The 19,716-nt window shown below is 35.9% G+C and carries 13 protein-coding genes and 1 riboswitch; of the genes, 12 read left to right on the top strand and 1 reads right to left on the bottom strand.

Annotated features, from left to right (window positions below):
- Positions 1-14: 14 nt before the first annotated feature.
- Positions 15-1,490 carry an IMP dehydrogenase gene (gene guaB, locus NEH75_RS06580; protein WP_055242952.1) on the bottom strand — a complete coding sequence of 492 codons (1,476 nt, stop codon included), beginning with the start codon at positions 1,488-1,490 and terminating at the stop codon, positions 15-17.
- Between the two features lie 495 nt (positions 1,491-1,985).
- Positions 1,986-2,086: riboswitch (purine riboswitch) on the top strand.
- 245 nt (positions 2,087-2,331) lie between these two features.
- Here guaB and NEH75_RS06575 point away from each other — a divergent pair.
- The 12 genes from NEH75_RS06575 (at position 2,332) to NEH75_RS06520 (ending at position 19,446) form a co-directional block, all read left to right on the top strand.
- Positions 2,332-3,993 (top strand): formate--tetrahydrofolate ligase, encoded by a 1,662-nt coding sequence (locus NEH75_RS06575; protein WP_055276691.1) that lies wholly within the window; start codon positions 2,332-2,334, stop codon positions 3,991-3,993.
- Between the two features lie 290 nt (positions 3,994-4,283).
- Positions 4,284-4,748: a 5-(carboxyamino)imidazole ribonucleotide mutase gene (gene purE, locus NEH75_RS06570; RefSeq protein ID WP_055276708.1), complete on the top strand. Its 465-nt coding sequence runs from the start codon at positions 4,284-4,286 to the stop codon at positions 4,746-4,748.
- Complete coding sequence (purK, locus tag NEH75_RS06565; protein ID WP_055276693.1) at positions 4,741-5,871, top strand: 5-(carboxyamino)imidazole ribonucleotide synthase; 1,131 nt, start codon at positions 4,741-4,743, stop codon at positions 5,869-5,871. The genes purE and purK overlap by 8 nt, the downstream gene beginning before the upstream one ends.
- A 16-nt stretch (positions 5,872-5,887) precedes the next feature.
- The gene (locus tag NEH75_RS06560; protein WP_055242958.1) at positions 5,888-9,595 is read left to right on the top strand and encodes a phosphoribosylformylglycinamidine synthase; all 3,708 of its coding nucleotides are present in this window, start codon (positions 5,888-5,890) and stop codon (positions 9,593-9,595) included.
- Positions 9,596-9,905: 310 nt separating this feature from the next.
- Positions 9,906-10,616 (top strand): phosphoribosylaminoimidazolesuccinocarboxamide synthase, encoded by a 711-nt coding sequence (purC, locus tag NEH75_RS06555; RefSeq protein WP_055305875.1) that lies wholly within the window; start codon positions 9,906-9,908, stop codon positions 10,614-10,616.
- A 10-nt stretch (positions 10,617-10,626) separates the two neighbouring features.
- On the top strand, positions 10,627-12,057 hold the full coding sequence (purF, locus tag NEH75_RS06550; RefSeq protein ID WP_055242962.1) for an amidophosphoribosyltransferase: 1,431 nt from the start codon (positions 10,627-10,629) through the stop codon (positions 12,055-12,057).
- Positions 12,058-12,071: 14 nt separating this feature from the next.
- A complete protein-coding gene (gene purM, locus NEH75_RS06545) occupies positions 12,072-13,097 on the top strand; it encodes a phosphoribosylformylglycinamidine cyclo-ligase (protein WP_055242964.1) in 1,026 nt (341 codons plus the stop codon).
- Positions 13,094-13,654 carry a phosphoribosylglycinamide formyltransferase gene (purN, locus tag NEH75_RS06540; RefSeq protein ID WP_055242966.1) on the top strand — a complete coding sequence of 187 codons (561 nt, stop codon included), beginning with the start codon at positions 13,094-13,096 and terminating at the stop codon, positions 13,652-13,654. The genes purM and purN overlap by 4 nt, the downstream gene beginning before the upstream one ends.
- A 14-nt stretch (positions 13,655-13,668) precedes the next feature.
- The gene (gene purH / locus NEH75_RS06535) at positions 13,669-15,201 is read left to right on the top strand and encodes a bifunctional phosphoribosylaminoimidazolecarboxamide formyltransferase/IMP cyclohydrolase (RefSeq protein WP_055242968.1); all 1,533 of its coding nucleotides are present in this window, start codon (positions 13,669-13,671) and stop codon (positions 15,199-15,201) included.
- A 26-nt stretch (positions 15,202-15,227) separates the two neighbouring features.
- Positions 15,228-16,481, top strand: a complete 1,254-nt coding sequence (purD, locus tag NEH75_RS06530; RefSeq protein WP_262941105.1) for a phosphoribosylamine--glycine ligase — start codon at positions 15,228-15,230, stop codon at positions 16,479-16,481.
- A gap of 132 nt (positions 16,482-16,613) precedes the next feature.
- The gene (locus NEH75_RS06525) at positions 16,614-17,705 is read left to right on the top strand and encodes a pyridoxal-phosphate-dependent aminotransferase family protein (RefSeq protein WP_262941104.1); all 1,092 of its coding nucleotides are present in this window, start codon (positions 16,614-16,616) and stop codon (positions 17,703-17,705) included.
- A 19-nt stretch (positions 17,706-17,724) separates the two neighbouring features.
- Positions 17,725-19,446, top strand: a complete 1,722-nt coding sequence (locus tag NEH75_RS06520; protein WP_055276704.1) for a hypothetical protein — start codon at positions 17,725-17,727, stop codon at positions 19,444-19,446.
- Positions 19,447-19,716: the final 270 nt, after the last annotated feature.

The raw sequence follows: 19,716 nt of genomic DNA, 5'->3' as shown, positions 1-19,716 counted from the left end.
TATCTCCTACTCGATTATTTTTGGTAGTTTGGAGCTTCTTGAGTGATTTCAACATCATGTGGATGAGATTCACGAAGACCTGCATTTGTAATACGTACAAATTTACCGTTTGTTTTTAAGTCTTCAATTGTAGCTGTTCCACAGTAACCCATTCCGGCACGTAAACCGCCACATAATTGATAGATTACATCTTCTAATTTTCCTTTGTAAGGGACGCGGGCTTCAATTCCTTCAGGAACTAATTTTTTAGCTTCTTGTTGTTTTCCTTGGAAGTAACGATCACTTGAACCACGTTTCATTGCAGCTAAAGATCCCATTCCAACGTAAGTTTTGTAACGGCGTCCATTAAATAAAATTTCTTCACCTGGAGCTTCTTCACATCCAGCGAATAAACCACCGAACATTGCGCAATCAGCCCCAGCAGCAATTGCTTTAACAAAGTCTCCACTTAATTTTAATCCACCGTCAGCAATAACTGGAACACCAACTGTTTTACAGTATTCATAGACATCATTAACCGCTGTAATTTGAGGAACACCTACACCAGCAACAACACGAGTTGTACAGATAGAACCTGGTCCGATACCAACTTTAACTGCATCAGCTCCAGCATCGATTAAATCTTTTGCTGCTTCTGGAGTAACAATGTTTCCACCGATAACTTGTAATTCTGGGAATGTTTCCTTAATCTGACGAACTGTATTAATAACACCTAAAGAGTGCCCGTGAGCTGAGTCAACTGTGATGACGTCAACACCTGCTTCAACTAAAGCAGTCACGCGAGCTAGTGTATCTGCACCAATTCCAACGGCAGCTCCACAACGTAAACGCCCTTGAGTATCTTTACAACTATTTGGATATGACATTGTTTTATCAATATCTTTGATTGTAATTAATCCGCATAATACACCTTCTTCATTGATGATAGGAAGTTTTTCAATACGGTGTTGCATTAAGATTTCTTTTGCTTCATCTAATGTGATTCCTACAGGAGCAGTGATTAACTTATCGCGTCCAGTCATAACATCACAAACTTTTACACTTTGATCAACGCGGTATTTCATATCACGGTTAGTGATAATTCCAGTTAACACACCATTTTCATCAACAACTGGGAATCCAGATACTTTATAGTGTTTGCATTTATCGTTTGCTTCCGCAATAGTGATATCTCCTGATAATGTAACAGGATCTGAAATCATACCATTTTGATATAATTTAACACGACGAACTTCTTCAGCTTGTTCCTCAATTGACATATTTTTATGAATAAATCCAACTCCACCTTGATGAGCAAGCGCAATAGCTAAGCGTGATTCAGTTACTGTGTCCATTGCAGATGAAATGATTGGAATATTTAATTCGATTCCACGTGTTAATTTTGTTTTTAAGCATACATCCTTTGGTAATACTTCACTACGTTGAGGGATTAATAAAACATCATCAAATGTTAATCCTGTAGAAACCACTTTACCGTTTAATAAGTTCATGGCGTGTCCTCCTTTGTTATAATTATAGTTATTTTCTGTCCTTAAAGGGCATATGATTCAAGAGGGAATATGAATTAGCCCGTTTTTAGTTGTAAACATGATAGCATAACTCATAAAAGGTTGCAACACCAAAAAATACGACAATATTTAAGATTCCTCAAAAAATAAAATAACAATGTTATATTTTAAATTCAATTTTCATAAATAAGAATATAGTTTATATTTTAAATTAAATTTATCCAAAATTTACAAATGTTGTTGATATTTGGATTTGGTTAGTTTATAATTCAATTGTAAATATTTTGAAATTAAATGGTTAATTTTGTAGGAGGACATCAAAATGAAGCGCATGGATATTCAACAAGAGAAGAAGCAATTTGCGACATTTTTATGCCTACAATTTCATATTTGTGATAAAAAAGTTAAACGTATGAGTTAAGTGTTTTTACTAGCGCATATGTTTTTTTTTACAAGTTTTTTCACAAATGAAACAAGTCAAATGAAAATCACAACATTCATATATCATCGATAATAAGGTTCGAAAGTTTCTACCCCTTGCCGTAAATATAGGGACTATGAAGGTTGCACAAATAAGATCAGTTAAGTACAATGGGGTATATTAACCGTTAAAATGAGATAAAAAGTACAAAATTCGACTCAATTTAACAAAAAGCACTTCCATAACTTTACAGAATGTTATTAGCACCTTTAGTCACTGTTCTAAAGGTGCCTTTTATTTATGCTTCAAACGTTATATCATGGTATAGTGTATCCCGAGTAATCAATCTAAACAGAATACTTAGTAGAGAATCAATGAGGATATAAAAAAGGAGCGATCTTAATGAAAAATGATTTACAAATTGCTAAAGAAATTGAATTAAAACCAATTACTGAAATTGCAGAGCAATTAAATATCTCAGATGAGATTGAGTGCTACGGTAAATATAAAGCAAAAATTGACTTAAGTGTCATGAACAGTGAAAAAGAAAATGGAAAGTTGATCTTAGTTACGGCAATTAGTCCAACTAAAGCAGGTGAAGGAAAAACAACGATGACAGTTGGGTTAGGACAAGGTTTCTACCACGTTGGAAAACAATCGGTTATTGCTTTACGCGAACCGTCACTTGGCCCAGTTATGGGACTTAAAGGTGGAGCAGCTGGTGGAGGGTACTCACAAGTTCTACCAATGGAGGATTTAAACTTACATTTCACAGGAGATATTCATGCAATCACAACAGCGAACAATGCGATCTGTGCCTTACTTGATAATCACATCTACCAAGGAAATGAATGTAACGTTGATCCAACAAAAATCGTCTTCAAACGTTGTTTAGATTTAAATGATCGTACCTTACGCGACATTACGATTGGACAAGGTTCGCATGTTAATGGAATCGAACGTAAAGATGGATTCAACATTACAGTTGCTTCTGAAATCATGGCAATTCTTTGCTTAGCAACAAGCCTTGAAGACTTAAAACAACGTATCGGAAACATTATCGTGGCATACACACCTGAGGATCAACCGGTCTTTGTTAAAGACTTAAAAATCCAAGGTGCAATCACGATGCTATTAAAAGATGCACTTAAACCAAACTTAGTTCAAACATGTGAACATACACCAGCTATCGTACATGGTGGCCCATTTGCGAATATTGCTCATGGATGTAACTCAATCATTGCAACAAAAACAGCCTTAAAACTTGGAGAATATGTGGTGACTGAAGCAGGATTTGGAGCAGATTTAGGAGCAGAGAAATTCTTAAATATTAAATGTCGTGAAGGAAATTTAACACCTGATTGTGTTGTTATTGTTGCAACAATCCGCGCGTTAAAAATGCATGGTGGAGTTGAGTACGATAACTTAAAAGAAGAGAACGTTGAAGCATTAGCAAAAGGTGTTGAAAACTTAGCGAAACACATTGATTCAATTCAACAATTTAATTTACCTTACGTCGTGGCAATTAACCAATTCACACATGATACAGAAGCAGAACTTAATTTCTTAAAAACATGGTGTGAAGATAACAATCATCCATGTGAAATCGCAAATGTTTGGTTAAACGGTGGAGCAGGAGCAAAAGAATTAGCGAACCGCGTGATTGAATTAATTGAAAACAATAATCAAACATTCGGTCATTTATATAACCGTGAAGATAAATTAGAAGATAAAATCTTAACAATTGCTCAAAAAGTATACGGGGCGCGTGATGTTATTTATACAGAACAAGCACAAGCTCAACTTGAAACAATTAAAGAATTAGGATATGAAGACTTCTTAGTATGTATGGCAAAAACGCCAGTATCTTTAAGTGATGATCCAAAAGTATTAGGCCGTCCAACAGATTTTGATATCACTATTCGTGAAATCCGTATCTCAGCTGGAGCAGGGTTTATCGTTTGCTTAACAGGAAATGTTTTAACAATGCCAGGACTTCCAAAACAACCAGCTGCATTAAAAATGGATGTAACACCAGAAGGTGAATGTGTAGGATTATTCTAAAAACTTCGCCTTTAGTCTTTTACACAATCTAGCTTTGAGTGACAATCGCTCTATAAAGTCTCTTCATTGTACTCTGATACAAAAGTAGTATCAATGACAACGAATTTTGACTTTTACGGTGACTTGTAAAATTTAATTTTGCATAGTCGTTAGTTCCCCTTTAGGGTTACGTGTGCTTAATTGTCACCTTAGTTTTATATATTATAAGGATAGAAAAGATAAATATAGGGGAGGACACGATCGTGGAGAGAATTTATGAAATCTCAGAAAAACCATTAGTCGGAATCATCATGGGAAGTAAATCTGACTTAGAAACGATGCAAGAAACAATGGCAATTTTAGATGAGTTGCAAATCTCATATGAAGCAAATGTGGTGTCAGCACATCGGACACCAGATAAAATGTTCGAATATGCTGAACTTGCTCGTGAGCGAGGAATTAAGGTTATCGTTGCTGGAGCTGGTGGGGCCGCTCATTTACCTGGAATGGTTGCAGCAAAAACAACCCTTCCAGTCATTGGTGTTCCAGTTCAATCCAGAGCATTAAATGGAATGGATTCACTTTTGTCAATCGTTCAAATGCCAGGAGGAATTCCAGTTGCAACAGTTGCTATCGGAAAAGCAGGGGCTAAAAACGCAGGATTACTTGCCGCTTCCATGTTAAGTACATCTTACGATAGCATAGCAACAAAACTTGATGAGTACCGACAAATGATGACAGATACCGTGTTAAAGGATAGTGATCTTAATGACTAATCTTATCTTACCTCCTTCAACAATCGGAATCATTGGTGGCGGTCAGCTTGGACGCATGATGGCCATATCAGCAAAGCAAATGGGATACAAAGTAGCAGTATTAGAGCCTGCTGCTTTGGGACCACTTGCACAAGTAGCGGACCTAGAAATTAATGCACCTTATGACAGTGAAGAAGCTTTAACACAATTATTAGCCGTAAGCGACGTTGTCACTTACGAATTTGAAAATATCGATAGTCATGTCGTGGAAAAATTAGCATCAGCTGGTTATATTCCACAAGGATATCGACCACTTGCAATTACACAACATCGCTACATTGAAAAAACATCAATTAATAACTGTGGTTTTAAAACAGCACCATTTGAAAAAGTAGATAACTTTAATGACTTAAAAAATGCTATTAAAAAGATTGGATATCCTAGTATCTTAAAAACAGTAAGTGGTGGGTATGACGGAAAAGGCCAATGGACATTAAAATCAGATTCTGATTTAGAAAATGTTCATTCTGTTGTAGAAAACCAAAACTGTATTTTAGAAGGATTTGTACCATTTACAAAAGAAATCTCAGTCATCGTCACTCGAGGGACAAACGATCAGGTTGAAACGTTCCCAGTTGTTGAAAACATTCATCAAAATCAGATTCTTCATTTAAGTATCGTTCCTGCAAGAATTGATGCTAATTTAGCAAAAAAAGCAGAAGAAGTTGCAGCAACATTAATTGAAAAATTAGATTTTGTCGGAACATTAGCTATTGAAATGTTTGTTGTCGAAGATGACATTATCATCAACGAACTAGCACCACGACCACATAACTCAGGACATTACACCATCGATGCATGCAATGTATCACAATTTGAACAACATATTCGCGCAGTTTGTGGGTTACCGCTCATCAAGCCAACCTTAATTCAGCCAGCAATCATGGTGAATTTACTTGGTCAACATGTCGAATATACGTTAAATATGTGGACAAAACCTGAATTTTCAGATGCAAAGCTTCACCTTTATGGGAAAGAGGAGATGCGAGCCAATCGAAAAGTTGGGCATTTAACATTCATGAACGATTTTGAAACAAAGTTAGAAGAAACAGTTAATCAGTTTTTAATTAATTTTCCAAAGTAAAGGATGAGGATGAGAAATGAGTCAGTATCGTGTTTTTGTAGAAAAGAAGGAGATGTATGCCACAGAAGCGAAAAGCTTATGTCATGATTTAAATGAGAACTTACATTTATCATTAACAAATGTGCGTACGATTAACGTTTATGATGTCTTTAACGTTAACGGGCAAGAGATTGAGACAGCAAAGCAAAATGTTTTATCAGAAACAGTAACAGACATCGTTAGCATGTCGTTAGACTTAGAAGGTAAAACGTATTTTGCTGTTGAGTTTTTACCAGGTCAATATGATCAACGTGCCGACTCTGCAATTCAATGTATTCAACTTTTAACAGGAAATGACGAAGTTCGTGTTAAGAGTGGTAAAGTGATTATTTTAGATGGAATCGCATCAGAAGTAGAAATCGAAAAAATTAAACAATACTACATTAACCCGATTGAAATGCGTGAAAAAGATTTACAAGCACCACTATCTTTCGATGAAAATGTAGAAATTGAAGATGTTCCAACTTATGAAGGGTTTATCGATTATAGTGATGAATTATTAAATAATTTCTTACATGAACACGGAATGGCAATGACACTTGATGATATTAAAATGATTCAAGCCTACTTCCGCAAAGAAGAACGCCGTAATCCAACAGAAACGGAGTTAAAAGTGCTTGATACTTACTGGTCAGACCACTGTCGTCATACAACATTCGAAACATTAATTGAAAATGTGACATTTGAAAGTGGACGTTTCCATGATATTTTACAACAAACATTTGAAGAGTACTGCATGATGCGTGAGCGTGTGCATCATAATCGTAAGCCAATGACTTTAATGGACATGGCAACAATTGCAATGAAAGAACAACGCAAATTAGGATCATTAAATGATTTAGAAGTTTCAGATGAAATCAATGCGTGCAGCATCTATATCGATGTTGATGTTGATGGAGAAACTGAACCATGGTTATTAATGTTCAAAAATGAAACACATAACCATCCAACAGAAATTGAACCATTTGGTGGAGCCTCAACATGTATCGGAGGAGCTATTCGTGACCCACTATCAGGACGCTCTTATGTTTACCAAGCGATGCGTATCAGCGGTGGAGCAAATGTTTTAGAAACAGTAGAAGAAACAATGGAAGGAAAGCTTCCACAAAAAATTATTTCTAAACGTTCAGCTGATGGAAATAGTTCATATGGAAATCAAATTGGTTTACCAACAACATTCGTTCGTGAAATTTATCATGAAGGATATAAAGCAAAACATATGGAGGTTGGAGCAGTTGTCGGAGCTGTTAAAGCAAGTGACGTTCGTCGTGAAAAGCCTGAAGCAGGGGATATTATTGTTTTATTAGGTGGACGTACAGGACGTGATGGAATCGGTGGTGCAACTGGATCATCAAAAGCCCACACTGAAACATCAATTCAAACCGCTTCATCAGAAGTTCAAAAAGGAAATGCACCAACTGAGCGTAAAATCCAACGCTTATTCCGTAACGGTGAAGTGACTCGTTTAATCAAAAAATGTAACGACTTTGGAGCAGGTGGGGTTTGTGTTGCCATCGGTGAGTTAGCAGATGGATTAAATATTGACTTAAATGCTGTTCCTGTCAAGTATAGCGGATTAAATGGAACAGAACTTGCCGTATCAGAATCGCAAGAACGTATGGCGGTCTTAGTAGCTAAAGAAGATGTGAATGCATTAATTGAGTTCGCGAATAAAGAAAATTTAGAAGCAACAATCGTAGCAGAAGTGACAGATACTAACCGTTTAGTGATGAACTGGAACGGACGCGCCATCGTTAACTTATCACGTGACTTCTTAGATACAAATGGAGCACGTCAATCAACTAATATTATCGTACCAACTGATTTAGAAGATAATCCATTTGTAAGTAAAGTAGAAGGAAAATCAATTAAAGAAAAATTCTTAAATAACTTAAAACAACCAAACGTTGCCTCACAACAAGGAATGGTTGAAATGTTCGATTCGACTATCGGAGGAACAACTGTTTTAATGCCTTACGGTGGGAAATATCAATTAACTGAAACAGAAGGTTCAGTTCATAAAATTCCACTTCGTCATGGAGTGACAAACACTGTCAGTATGTTAACTTACGGATATAATCCTGAGATTACATCATGGTCACCATTCCACGGATCAGCTTATGCTGTCGTTGAATCAATGGCTAAAATCGTGGCATTAGGTGGTAAATGGCAAGGAATTCGTTTCTCATTCCAAGAATATTTCCGTCGTTTAGGTCAAGATCCTAAGAACTGGGGACAACCATTTGCAGCTTTATTAGGATCAATTTACGTTCAAAAAGGATTTGGCTTACCAGCAATTGGTGGGAAAGATAGTATGAGTGGTTCATTTGAAGATTTACACGTTCCACCAACATTAATCTCATTCGCAGTACAAGTTGAAAAAGCAAATAAAATTTTATCACCAGAATTTAAAGCCCCAGAACATTATATCTACTTAATTAAACATGAACCAACAAAAGATTTAATGCCAAATATCGAACAATTAAAAGAAAACTTTAACTTTATCTATGACATGGTTACAATTGGGCATATCAAATCTGCCTTCACAATTAAACAAGGTGGGATTGCTGAAGCGATTGCTAAAATGTCATTTGGTAATAAAATTGGAGCAAATATTAAAACAGGATATGATTTATTTAACTTAGAATTAGGTTCAATCATTGTTGAATCGGATCGTCCATTATTATTCGATCAGGCACACTTATTAGGAAAAACAACAACTGATCCGTTAATCGTAATCAACCAAGAAGTCATTACAATTGAGGAGAGCTTAGCTGCATGGCAAGGAACATTTGAAAACTTATATCCAGTCGCATCTGTAGCTGAAGAAGCAAAAGTTCCAACAGTGAATTATGAAAATACAATCATCACAACGTCATCGTTAGGTGCAACACCACAAGTCTTCTTACCAGTCTTCCCGGGAACAAACTGTGAGTATGATACTGCACGTGCTTTCGAACAAGCAGGAGCTAAATCAATGATTGATGTATTCTGTAACCAAAACCATCAAGATATCGAAGCGTCAATCGAACGTATGGTTAAACATATCAATGAATCACAAATTTTAATGTTATCAGGAGGATTCAGCGCCGGAGATGAGCCAGATGGATCAGGAAAATTCATTACATCAGTATTAATGAATGAACAAATCCGTGAAAGTATTGAAGGATTATTAGAGCGTGATGGATTAATTTTAGGGATTTGTAACGGATTCCAAGCCTTAATCAAATCAGGGTTATTACCATATGGAAAATTTGGAATGGTGACAGAAGATTCACCAACATTAACGAAAAATGATATTAACCGTCATATGTCTAAAATTATTCGTACACGAATTGCTTCAAATAAATCACCTTGGTTATCAGGAGCAAATGTTGGAGATATCCACAACGTAGCCATCTCACATGGAGAAGGGAAATTCGTTGCTAACGATGCTATGATCAAACAATTAATCGAAAATGGTCAAATTGCGACACAATATGTTGACCTAGACGGAAAACCAACAATGAATGGAATCTATAATCCAAACGGATCAATTGCAGCCGTAGAAGGTATCACAAGTCCAGATGGACGCATTCTTGGTAAAATGGGACACTCTGAACGTATGGGTGAACAAATCTTTAAAAACGTACCAGGTGACTACGATCAATTAATCTTCCAAAGTGGAGTTAAATACTTTAAATAATATAAAAGGTTAGATCAAGCGGTTAGCTTCGCGTAAAAGTTATGAAAACTGGCAGTGACACATAGAGAGTCGTTAGATAGTTTGTAACTTTATAGCCAAGCTGCTATTTGAAACTAGATTGAGTAAAAAAACAAGTAATTAGGATGAGAGAAGAAAGGAACCTTGAGAATAAACAATCCTAACTCCTCACAGAGGTTCGGAGAGTTTATTCAACCCACAGGATAAGACAAACTAGCTCCTCGCAAAAGCTCGGAGCGTTTGTCTAAAATTACTTTCTATATTATATAGAGATAAAATGGAGGGCATAGCTATGAATCAAGAGCGAGTAATGTTATACGAAGGAAAAGCAAAACAAATTTTCAAAACAGATGATGTAGCAAAAGTAATCATCCACTATAAAGATGATGCAACAGCATTCAATGGGGTAAAAAAAACAAGTATTACTAACAAAGGAATTTTAAATAACGCGATTACAACTATCATTTTCGAAATGTTAGAAAAACGTGGAGTTAAAACTCACTTCATCGAAAAATTAAATGACCGTGATCAATTATGTCACAAAGTTGAAATCGTACCATTAGAAGTTATCGTCCGTAACATCATCGCAGGAAGCATGGCAAAACGCTTAGGAATCGAAGAGGGAACAATTCCAAGCAATGTGGTATACGAATTATGCTACAAAAATGATGCATATGGAGATCCGTTAATCAATGACGATCATGCCGTAGCATTAGGATTAGCGACATATGAAGAATTAGCAACAATCAAAGAAATGACATTAGAAATCAACCAAGCCTTAATTGAATTCTTCGATGCACAAGGAATCCGTTTAATCGACTTTAAAATTGAATTCGGACGTACAGAAGACGGGACAATCGTATTAGCAGATGAAATTTCACCAGATACATGCCGTTTATGGGACAAAGAAACAAACGAAAAATTAGACAAAGATCGTTTCCGTCGTGACCTTGGAAATGTAGAAGAAGCTTATATTGAAATTTTAAATCGCGTAAGTCGCTAAGGTGGGGAATATGTCAGAATTAGATTTATTTTTTGAAAATAAGATGAATGAAGAATGCGGTGTGTTCGGAGTATTTAACCATGAAAATGCAGCTGAATTAACTTATTACGGTCTTCATGCCCTTCAACATCGCGGTCAAGAAGGAGCAGGAATTGTCACAAGTGATGGAAAAATGCTTCATCAGCATAAAGGAGAAGGACTTGTTCGTAACGTCTTTACCCAACAAGATATCGATCGTTTAAAAGGAATCCATTCAATTGGTCACGTTCGTTATTCAACAGCTGGTGGAGGAGGAATCATGAATGTACAGCCCTTCTTATTCCGTTCTCAATCTGGTCCACTTGGATTATGTCATAATGGAAACTTAGTTAATGCCAATCAATTAAAAGTGTATTTAGAAAGTGAAGGAAGTATCTTTCAAACAACATCAGATTCAGAAATTTTAGCTCACTTATTAAAGCGTCAACGTGGAGACATGCTAACTGCTTTAAAAGAATCATTACTTTATATCGAAGGAGCTTTTGCCTTCTTATTATTAAAAGAAAACGAAATGTACATTGCTTTAGATAAATTTGGTTTACGTCCACTATCACTTGGACGCATTGGGGACAATGGAATCGTTGTTGCCTCTGAAACTTGTGCTTTTGATGTCATCGGGGCAGAGTATATTCGTGACGTCAAACCAGGAGAAGTTATTCGTATCGATTTAGAGGGAATAACATCAGAACGATATGCAACAACATGTGATCAAAGCATGTGTAGTATGGAGTACGTTTACTTTGCACGCCCTGACAGTGACGTCGAAGGAATTAACGTTCATCAAGCTCGTAAAAATTGTGGTCGTATTTTAGCACAAGAAGCACCGATTGAAGCCGATATCGTAGTAGGTGTTCCTGATTCAGGATTAAGCGCGGCTATTGGATATGCCGAAGAGGCAAACATCCCATTCGAAATCGGAATGGTAAAAAATAAATATATCGGTCGTACATTCATTCAACCTTCACAAGCACTTCGTGAACAAGGTGTGAAGATGAAATTATCAGCTGTTCGCTCAATTGTTAAAGACAAGCGCGTGGTCTTAATTGATGACTCAATCGTTCGTGGAACAACGTCTCGTAGAATGGTTGACATGTTGCGTGAGGCAGGAGCTAAGGAAGTCCATGTACGCATCGCTTCACCTGAAATTAAATTCCCATGTTTTTATGGAGTTGATTTCTCAACATATGATGAACTCATTGCGGCAACCCATACAACAGAGCAAATTTGTGAAGTGATTGGTGCCGATTCGCTTGCTTTCATCTCAGTTGATGGATTAACAAAAGGAGTGGGACGCAGTCCAAAACTCGGAAAAAACTGCGGACAATGCGTCGCTTGTTTTAACGGCGATTACCCAACCTATTTATATGAAGATGTAAAATGTGCAAACAAAGAAGTTAAATAAGAGGTGGAAGAGAAATGAGTAAAGCATATGAACAATCTGGGGTTAGCTTAGAAGCAGGCTACGAATCGGTTAACCGTATTAAAAAACACGTAGCAAAAACACATCGCAAAGGGGTATTCTCTGGAATTGGAGCTTTTGGAGCCATGTTTGACTTATCGTCCCTAAACTATAAACAACCCTTATTAGTTTCAGGAACAGATGGTGTTGGAACAAAATTAATGGTTGCTATTAAAGCTGATGTTCATGACACGATTGGAATTGACTGCGTAGCTATGTGTGTTAACGACATCGTTGTACAAGGGGCAGAACCATTATACTTCCTTGATTATGTAGCAGTTGGAAAAAATGAGCCTGCAAAAATTGAAGCTATTGTTAAAGGAGTGGCAGACGGATGTGAACAAGCAGGTGCTGCCTTAATAGGTGGAGAAACTGCTGAAATGCCAGATATGTATGACTTAGACCACTATGATTTAGCAGGATTTGCTGTTGGAGTTGTTGAAAAAGATCAATTAATCACAGGTGAAAAAGTAAAAGCAGGTGATGTCATCATCGGATTATTATCGAGCGGAATTCACTCAAATGGATACTCACTAGTCCGTAAAATCTTATTCAAAGATAACAACATCGATTTAAACACATACGAAGAATCATTAGGAATGACAGTTGGAGAAGCTGTATTAGCTCCAACAAAAATTTATGTTAAACCAATCTTATCTTTATTAAAAGAGGTAGACGTTCATGGAATGGCACACATTACAGGTGGAGGATTTGATGAAAATATTCCTCGTACTTTACCGGCTGGTCATGGGGTGAAAATCAATAAAGACTCATATCCAATGCCACCAATCTTTAACTATTTAAAAGAATTAGGAAAGTTAGATGAGCGTGAAATGTATAACATCTTCAACATGGGAATTGGAATGGCAATCATCGTAGCAGCAGAAGACGTGGAAAAAGCAATGAATAGTTTAACAGAAGCTGGAGAAAAACCACACGTCATCGGTGTAGTAACAGACAGTGAAGGAGTTCAATTAGTATGAAAAAAATAGTTGTTTTTGCATCAGGAAGTGGAAGCAACTTTCAAACTATCGTTGATAAGTTACATCAAAAAACATGTGAAGTGGCATTACTAGTTTGCGACAAAGCAGGAGCTTACTGTTTAGAACGTGCGGAAAAACTACACATTCCGACATTCGTTTTTAATCCAAAAGAGTATGAAACAAAAGCAGATTTCGAAAAAGAAATCTGCCAACGATTAAATTTGATTCAACCAGATTTAATTGTCTTAGCTGGTTATATGCGTATTATCGGGGAAACCTTACTCAATGCCTATGAAGGTAAAATTATTAACATCCATCCAGCGTTATTACCTGCTTTTCCAGGTCGTGATGGAATTGGAGATGCTTTAAATTATGGTGTAAAAGTCATGGGAGTGACTGTACACTATGTTGACGCAGGGATTGATACAGGAAATATTATCGATCAAGCATGCTTTAAACGAACAGGAAATGAAACAAGAGAAGAAGTTGAAACGCGTATTCACGCATTAGAACATGAGTTGTATCCGCAAGTTATTACGCAACTTTTACAAGCTTAGGAGGAGTACGAGAGATGAAACGTGCATTAGTTAGTGTATCAGACAAGACAAACTTAGTATCATTCGTTCAAAACTTAGTCGAATTAGGATATGAAATTATCTCAACTGGAGGAACAAAGAAAACATTAGAAGAAGCAGGCATGAACGTCATTGCTATTGATGAAGTGACAGGATTTCCAGAAATCTTAGAAGGACGCGTTAAAACGTTACACCCAATGGTACATGGTGGATTATTAGCTAAACGTGACGATGCTCATCATCAAGAACAAGTCACACAAAACAACATCGAATACATCGACTTAGTTTGTGTTAATTTATATCCATTTGCTAAAACCATTCAAAACCCTGAAGCCACTCACGAAGATAAAATCGAAAATATCGATATCGGTGGACCATCAATGTTACGTTCAGCAGCGAAAAACTTTAATGATGTCACAGTAGTTGTCGATGCAAATGATTACGATTTAATCATTTCTGAAATTCGTGAGCAAGGCAATACAACTCTAAAAACACGTCAAATGTTAGCTGGAAAAGTTTTTAATCATACAGCAGCATACGATGCGATGATCGCTAACTATTTTAATGAAATTAACGAAGTAGAAGTTCCAGAAAAACTAACAGTCACTTATGACTTAAAGCAAACGTTACGTTACGGAGAAAACCCACACCAAAAAGCAGCATTTTATCAAACATTACAACAACCATCATATAGTGTTGTATCGAGTGAGCAATTACATGGGAAAGAATTATCTTACAATAACATCTCAGATGCAAACGCAGCTTTAGAAATTTTACAAGAGTTTGAAGGAGCTGCAGCCGTTGCGGTTAAACATATGAATCCATGTGGAGTAGGACTTGGAACAACAATTGAAGAAGCTTATGCAAAAGCTTATGAAGCCGATCCAACATCAATCTTCGGTGGAATTGTTGCCTTAAACCGTGAAGTATCGAAGCCATTAGCTGAAGAATTACATAAAATCTTTTTAGAAATCGTCATTGCACCAAGCTTCACAGAAGAAGCGTTAGAAGTTTTAAAACAAAAGAAGAACATTCGCTTATTAACAACAGATATGAGTCAACGTCTACAACCAGGACAAAAATTAGTTTCAGTTAAAGGTGGATTATTAGTTCAAGAGTTAGACACAGTTCAAGTGAAAAAAGAAGATTTAGAATGTGTCACTGAAGTTAAACCAACGGAAGAAGACTTAGAACAATTATTATTCGGATTCCAAGTTTGTAAACATGTTAAATCAAATGCCATTACATTAGTTAAAAATGATATGACAATCGGAGTTGGAGCTGGACAAATGAATCGTGTTGGATCAGCTAAAATTGCATTAGAACAAGCTGGAGCATTAGCACAAGGGGCTTACCTAGCGTCAGATGCCTTCTTCCCAATGTCAGATACAGTCGAATTAGCTGCAAAATATGGAATCAAAGCGATTATTCAACCTGGTGGATCAATTAAAGACCAAGACTCAATTGATGCATGTAATAAACATGGAATCGCAATGGTCTTCACAAAAGTTCGTCATTTTAAACATTAATTGAAGCGGGAATAGAGGAGAAAGAAATGAAAGTTTTAGTTATTGGACGCGGTGGACGCGAACATGCAGTCGTTAAAAAATTAGCTCGTGATTCAAAAGTAACAGAAATTTTTTGTGCGCCAGGAAATGACGGAATGATTGAAGCAACATTAGTTCCTATTGAAGAGACTGATGTAAATGCATTAGCTAACTTTGCAAAGAAAAATCAAATTGATTTAACCATCGTAGGACCAGAAATGGCATTAATGGCTGGGGTTGTTAATAAATTCAAGGAATTAGATTTACCCGTATTTGGTCCAACAAAAGAAGCCGCTTTAATCGAAGGTAGTAAATCATTCGCTAAATATATGATGTCGAAATATAACATTCCTACGGCTGCTTATGGCGAGTTTACTCAAGTAGAAGAAGCATTAGCATACTTAGAAACTCAATCGATGCCAATCGTAATCAAAGCAGATGGTTTAGCAGCCGGAAAAGGTGTTGTTATTTGTCAAACATTAGAAGAAGCTAACCAAACAGTAAAAGAAATGCTTTTAGACCGTAAGTTTGAAGATGCTTCTTCAAAAGTAGTCATTGAAGAATTTTTAGATGGTGAAGAATTCTCATTAATGGCCTTTGTATCAAATGATATTTATAAAGCCATGCCAATTGCACGTGATTATAAACGAGCATATGATAATGATAAAGGTCTCAATACAGGTGGAATGGGAAATCATAGTCCACACCCATTAATCTTAGATACTGATTATGAAGAAGCTATTCAAACTGTTATTGAGCCGATGACCAAAGCAATGATTGAAGAAGGAATCCCATTTACAGGAATCTTATATGCTGGACTCATGAAAACAGCAAATGGAATTAAAGTGATTGAATTCAATGCACGTTTTGGAGATCCTGAAACAGAGGTATTACTACCTCGTCTTGAAACAGAATTAACAGATATTATATTCTCTTTACTTGATGGAAAAGATATCGAATGTGTTTGGTCGGATCAAGCCACAGTAGGAGTTGTATTAGCAGCAAAAGGATATCCAAGTTCATATGTCAAAGGAACTGTGATTGAAGGACTTGAAAACTTAGTAGATGTCGATGTCTGTCATATGGGAACAAAACTAGTAGATGGAAAGATTACATTAAATGGTGGACGTGTTCTGTTTGTGGTTGGAAGTGGAAACACATTAGAAGAGGCACGCCAAAAAGTTTATAAAGAAATTCAAAAAATTAATTGTGATGATCTATTCTATCGAACTGACATCGCAAAAAAAGTAACAAGTTGCTAAACATAGCATAAAGGGAGATGAGTAGCAATCTCCCTTTATATATTAAAAAAAACATTAGCAGATAATGACAAATTAAGGAAAAAGACGTATTTTATATATATACTGTTATTTATAAAGAAGTGGGTGACACAAATGAGTAAGATTTTATTTACACCTGGTCCTACGAATGTGCCTGAAGAAATTAGACAAGTATTAGGACAAGACTTAATTCATCATCGAATGGCAGATTATCATCAACTATTAAAAGAAATTAATGAAGATTTAAAAGTTGTCTTTGATACTAACAATGATGTTTTGATCCTAACATCATCTGGGACAGGATCGATGGAATCAACAATCGTCAACTTGTTCTCGACAAATGATGAAGTCTTAGTCATTAATACAGGATGGTTTGGGGAAAGATTTATTGAAATCTGTCAAGTTTATGGATTACAAGTTCATGAATTACGTTATGAGTGGGGAAAAACTTATAATGTAGTAGATGTTGAGGAGATTTTAGAAAAACATCCAGCAATCAAAGGAATCTTTGTTACCTATCATGAAACTGCAACAGGTGTTGTGAATAATCTTGAACAATTAGGAAATTTAACAAAAAATACAGATCGTCTTTTAATTGCGGACTGTATTAGTGGAATGATCGTTCAACAGTTTCATTTAGATGAATGGGGAGTTGACTGTGCAGTCGCTAGTAGCCAAAAAGGATTTTTACTTCCTCCCGGACTTAGCTTTGTTGCTTTAAGTAATAAGGCAAAAGAAGCAGTAGAACATTCAAACATTCCAAAATATTATTGGGACTATCGTAAGTATTTGAATTATTTTTACAACAAAGCTGAGCAACCATTTACACCAGCTATTTCAATCGTTGTAGCATTACAAGCCGCATTGCGTCAACTATTAGCAAAAGGATTACCTCAAATTATCGAGGACAAACAATCCATTCGTAAATATGCTGAAGATAAATTTAAAGAGTTAGGATTTACTTTATTTATTGAAGATGAATCCATTCGAGGAAATGTATTAGTGCCTGTTATCGTTCCAAAAGATATAGATGGAAGCAAGTTAACAGCACTAATTGATGAACGATATGACTTCACCGTTGCGGGAGGAATGGGAATTTACGCTGGAAGAATGCTACGCGTTGGAATTATCGGAGAAATCACAGAAAGGGAGATTGACTTACTAATTGAATACATTAAGGAAGTTCTTCCTGAATGTAAAAAGTAAGAAGAAAGGGGACAACGTAATGAAGCCACAATTTGAATTAGAACGTAATACCGCAGTTATCAACTTTTCTGCACACTATTGTAATACAGAAGATGAGTTATTAAATAGCCAAGGGTTCGAACGAGTTTTAACAAGATTCTTAAAAAAATTAAAAAAGAAAGAATCACCAGTATATGAGCAATTATCTTACGTATGCGGGGAAGGACAAATTGCAAGCGAATTAACTTCGTTATTTAAGTTATTATTAGTTTTAGAAATTGACGAAATCATGCAGATGAACCGTTCGTTCATCGTTTTATTACAACATAAAGACACATTAATTGAATTTATTGAAGCACTTTATGATTATTGGCGTCAATTAGAACGTTACAGTATTATCTATAACAGTGCAGAAGGAACAGGTATTCAGAAAATCAAATTTATTGAAGCAAATAATTCATTTACAAACTTAGTATTAAAAGTTTACCGTACGATTGAAGAGCGTTTATTCGGACACCACCAAAACGTTTATCGCCAGTTAATTGTAGGTGCCAATGCAGGCTTAGTTTTAAATGAAATTCAATGGGATATCCCAATGCAATATATGGGATTACGTTATCCTGCTTTTATTGAATCAATCGTATTAACACCCCCATTTATCACTTATCCAAAACGTACAAAACGTGATGGAATCTTCGAAGAAGTCTTTGAAAATCCATTAGATGGATTATACTTAGATCCAAATAACTGGTTCGTTTACCCTGCTAAAGTAGGAACAGCATTAGCTTATGTCTACTTCCACCGTGATTTCATGGCGCAAGGTGTCACCATGTGTAATTTATTCGAACTAGCAGACTTAGAAGAATGTCAAAATCGTAAGCCAGACTTAATTTATGTATATGGTAATAAAGATAAAGAAGATCGCGCAGTCTTCTATCAAGATAAAGCAAATGACATTATGATTGGATATGCTTCATATAGCGAAGACCACGACTATTTCGGATATATGAAAAAAATGATCTTAACCTTATATAATGTTAAAATGATTAATGAAAAGAAACTTCCACTACACGGTGCTATGATTGAATTAACATTAAAAAGTGGAAAACAAAGTAATATCGTTGTAATCGGAGATAGTGGAGCAGGTAAATCTGAAACATTAGAAGCCGTACGTATGATTGCTGAAGATGAAATCAAAGAAATGAAAACAATTTTTGACGATATGGGAACTTTATCATTAGAAAAAGGAGAAATACGTGCATATGGTACTGAGATTGGAGCCTTTGTTCGTCTAGATGATTTAGATACAGGATATGCATATCGTACAATTGACCGTAGTATCTTCATGAATCCAGATAAAACAAATGCTCGTATCGTTATCCCGGTAGCAACATATAAAGATATTACAACGGGTCGCCCTATTGATATGTTCTTATATGCTAACAACTATGAAGAAGGAGGAGAAGAATTCGAATTTTTCAATAATGTTGATGAAGCTAAAGCTGTATTCGTTCGGGGAGCGCGTAAAGCTAAAGGAACAACAACAGAAACAGGACTAGTAGAATCATACTTTGCTAACCCATTTGGCCCGGTTCAGTTAAAAGATCAAACAGACCCATTAATTGATAAATACTTTGAGAAGCTATTTGATAAGAATATCAAAGTTGGTCAATTACGTACACGTTTAGCAATTGAAGGTCAAGAACATTCAGGACCACGTAAAGCTGCTGAACAATTATTAGCTTTTATTAAAGAACAATAAAAGAGAGGAGAGGGAATCAAGCATTCCCTCTTTTTAATATAAATATATAATAATAAGTATAGATTATTTAAATTTATAAAAAAATTCATTAAAATACAATTGACGATTTATATAAATGATGATATTATAAGTGAGTCGTCAATGAGAGACGTACGAAATAAAAAGTTTCGAAAAAAGTTTAAAAAGTGTTTGACAGAAAGAGACAGACATGATAAACTAATAAAGTCGCCAAAACAAGGTGACACGAAGTTCTTTGAAAACTAAACAGAA

This window comes from Turicibacter sp. T129 (genome assembly GCF_025594975.1).
Taxonomy (GTDB): Bacteria; Bacillota_I; Bacilli_A; order MOL361; family Turicibacteraceae; genus Turicibacter; species Turicibacter bilis.
This window is presented reverse-complemented; position numbering and strand designations above follow the sequence as displayed.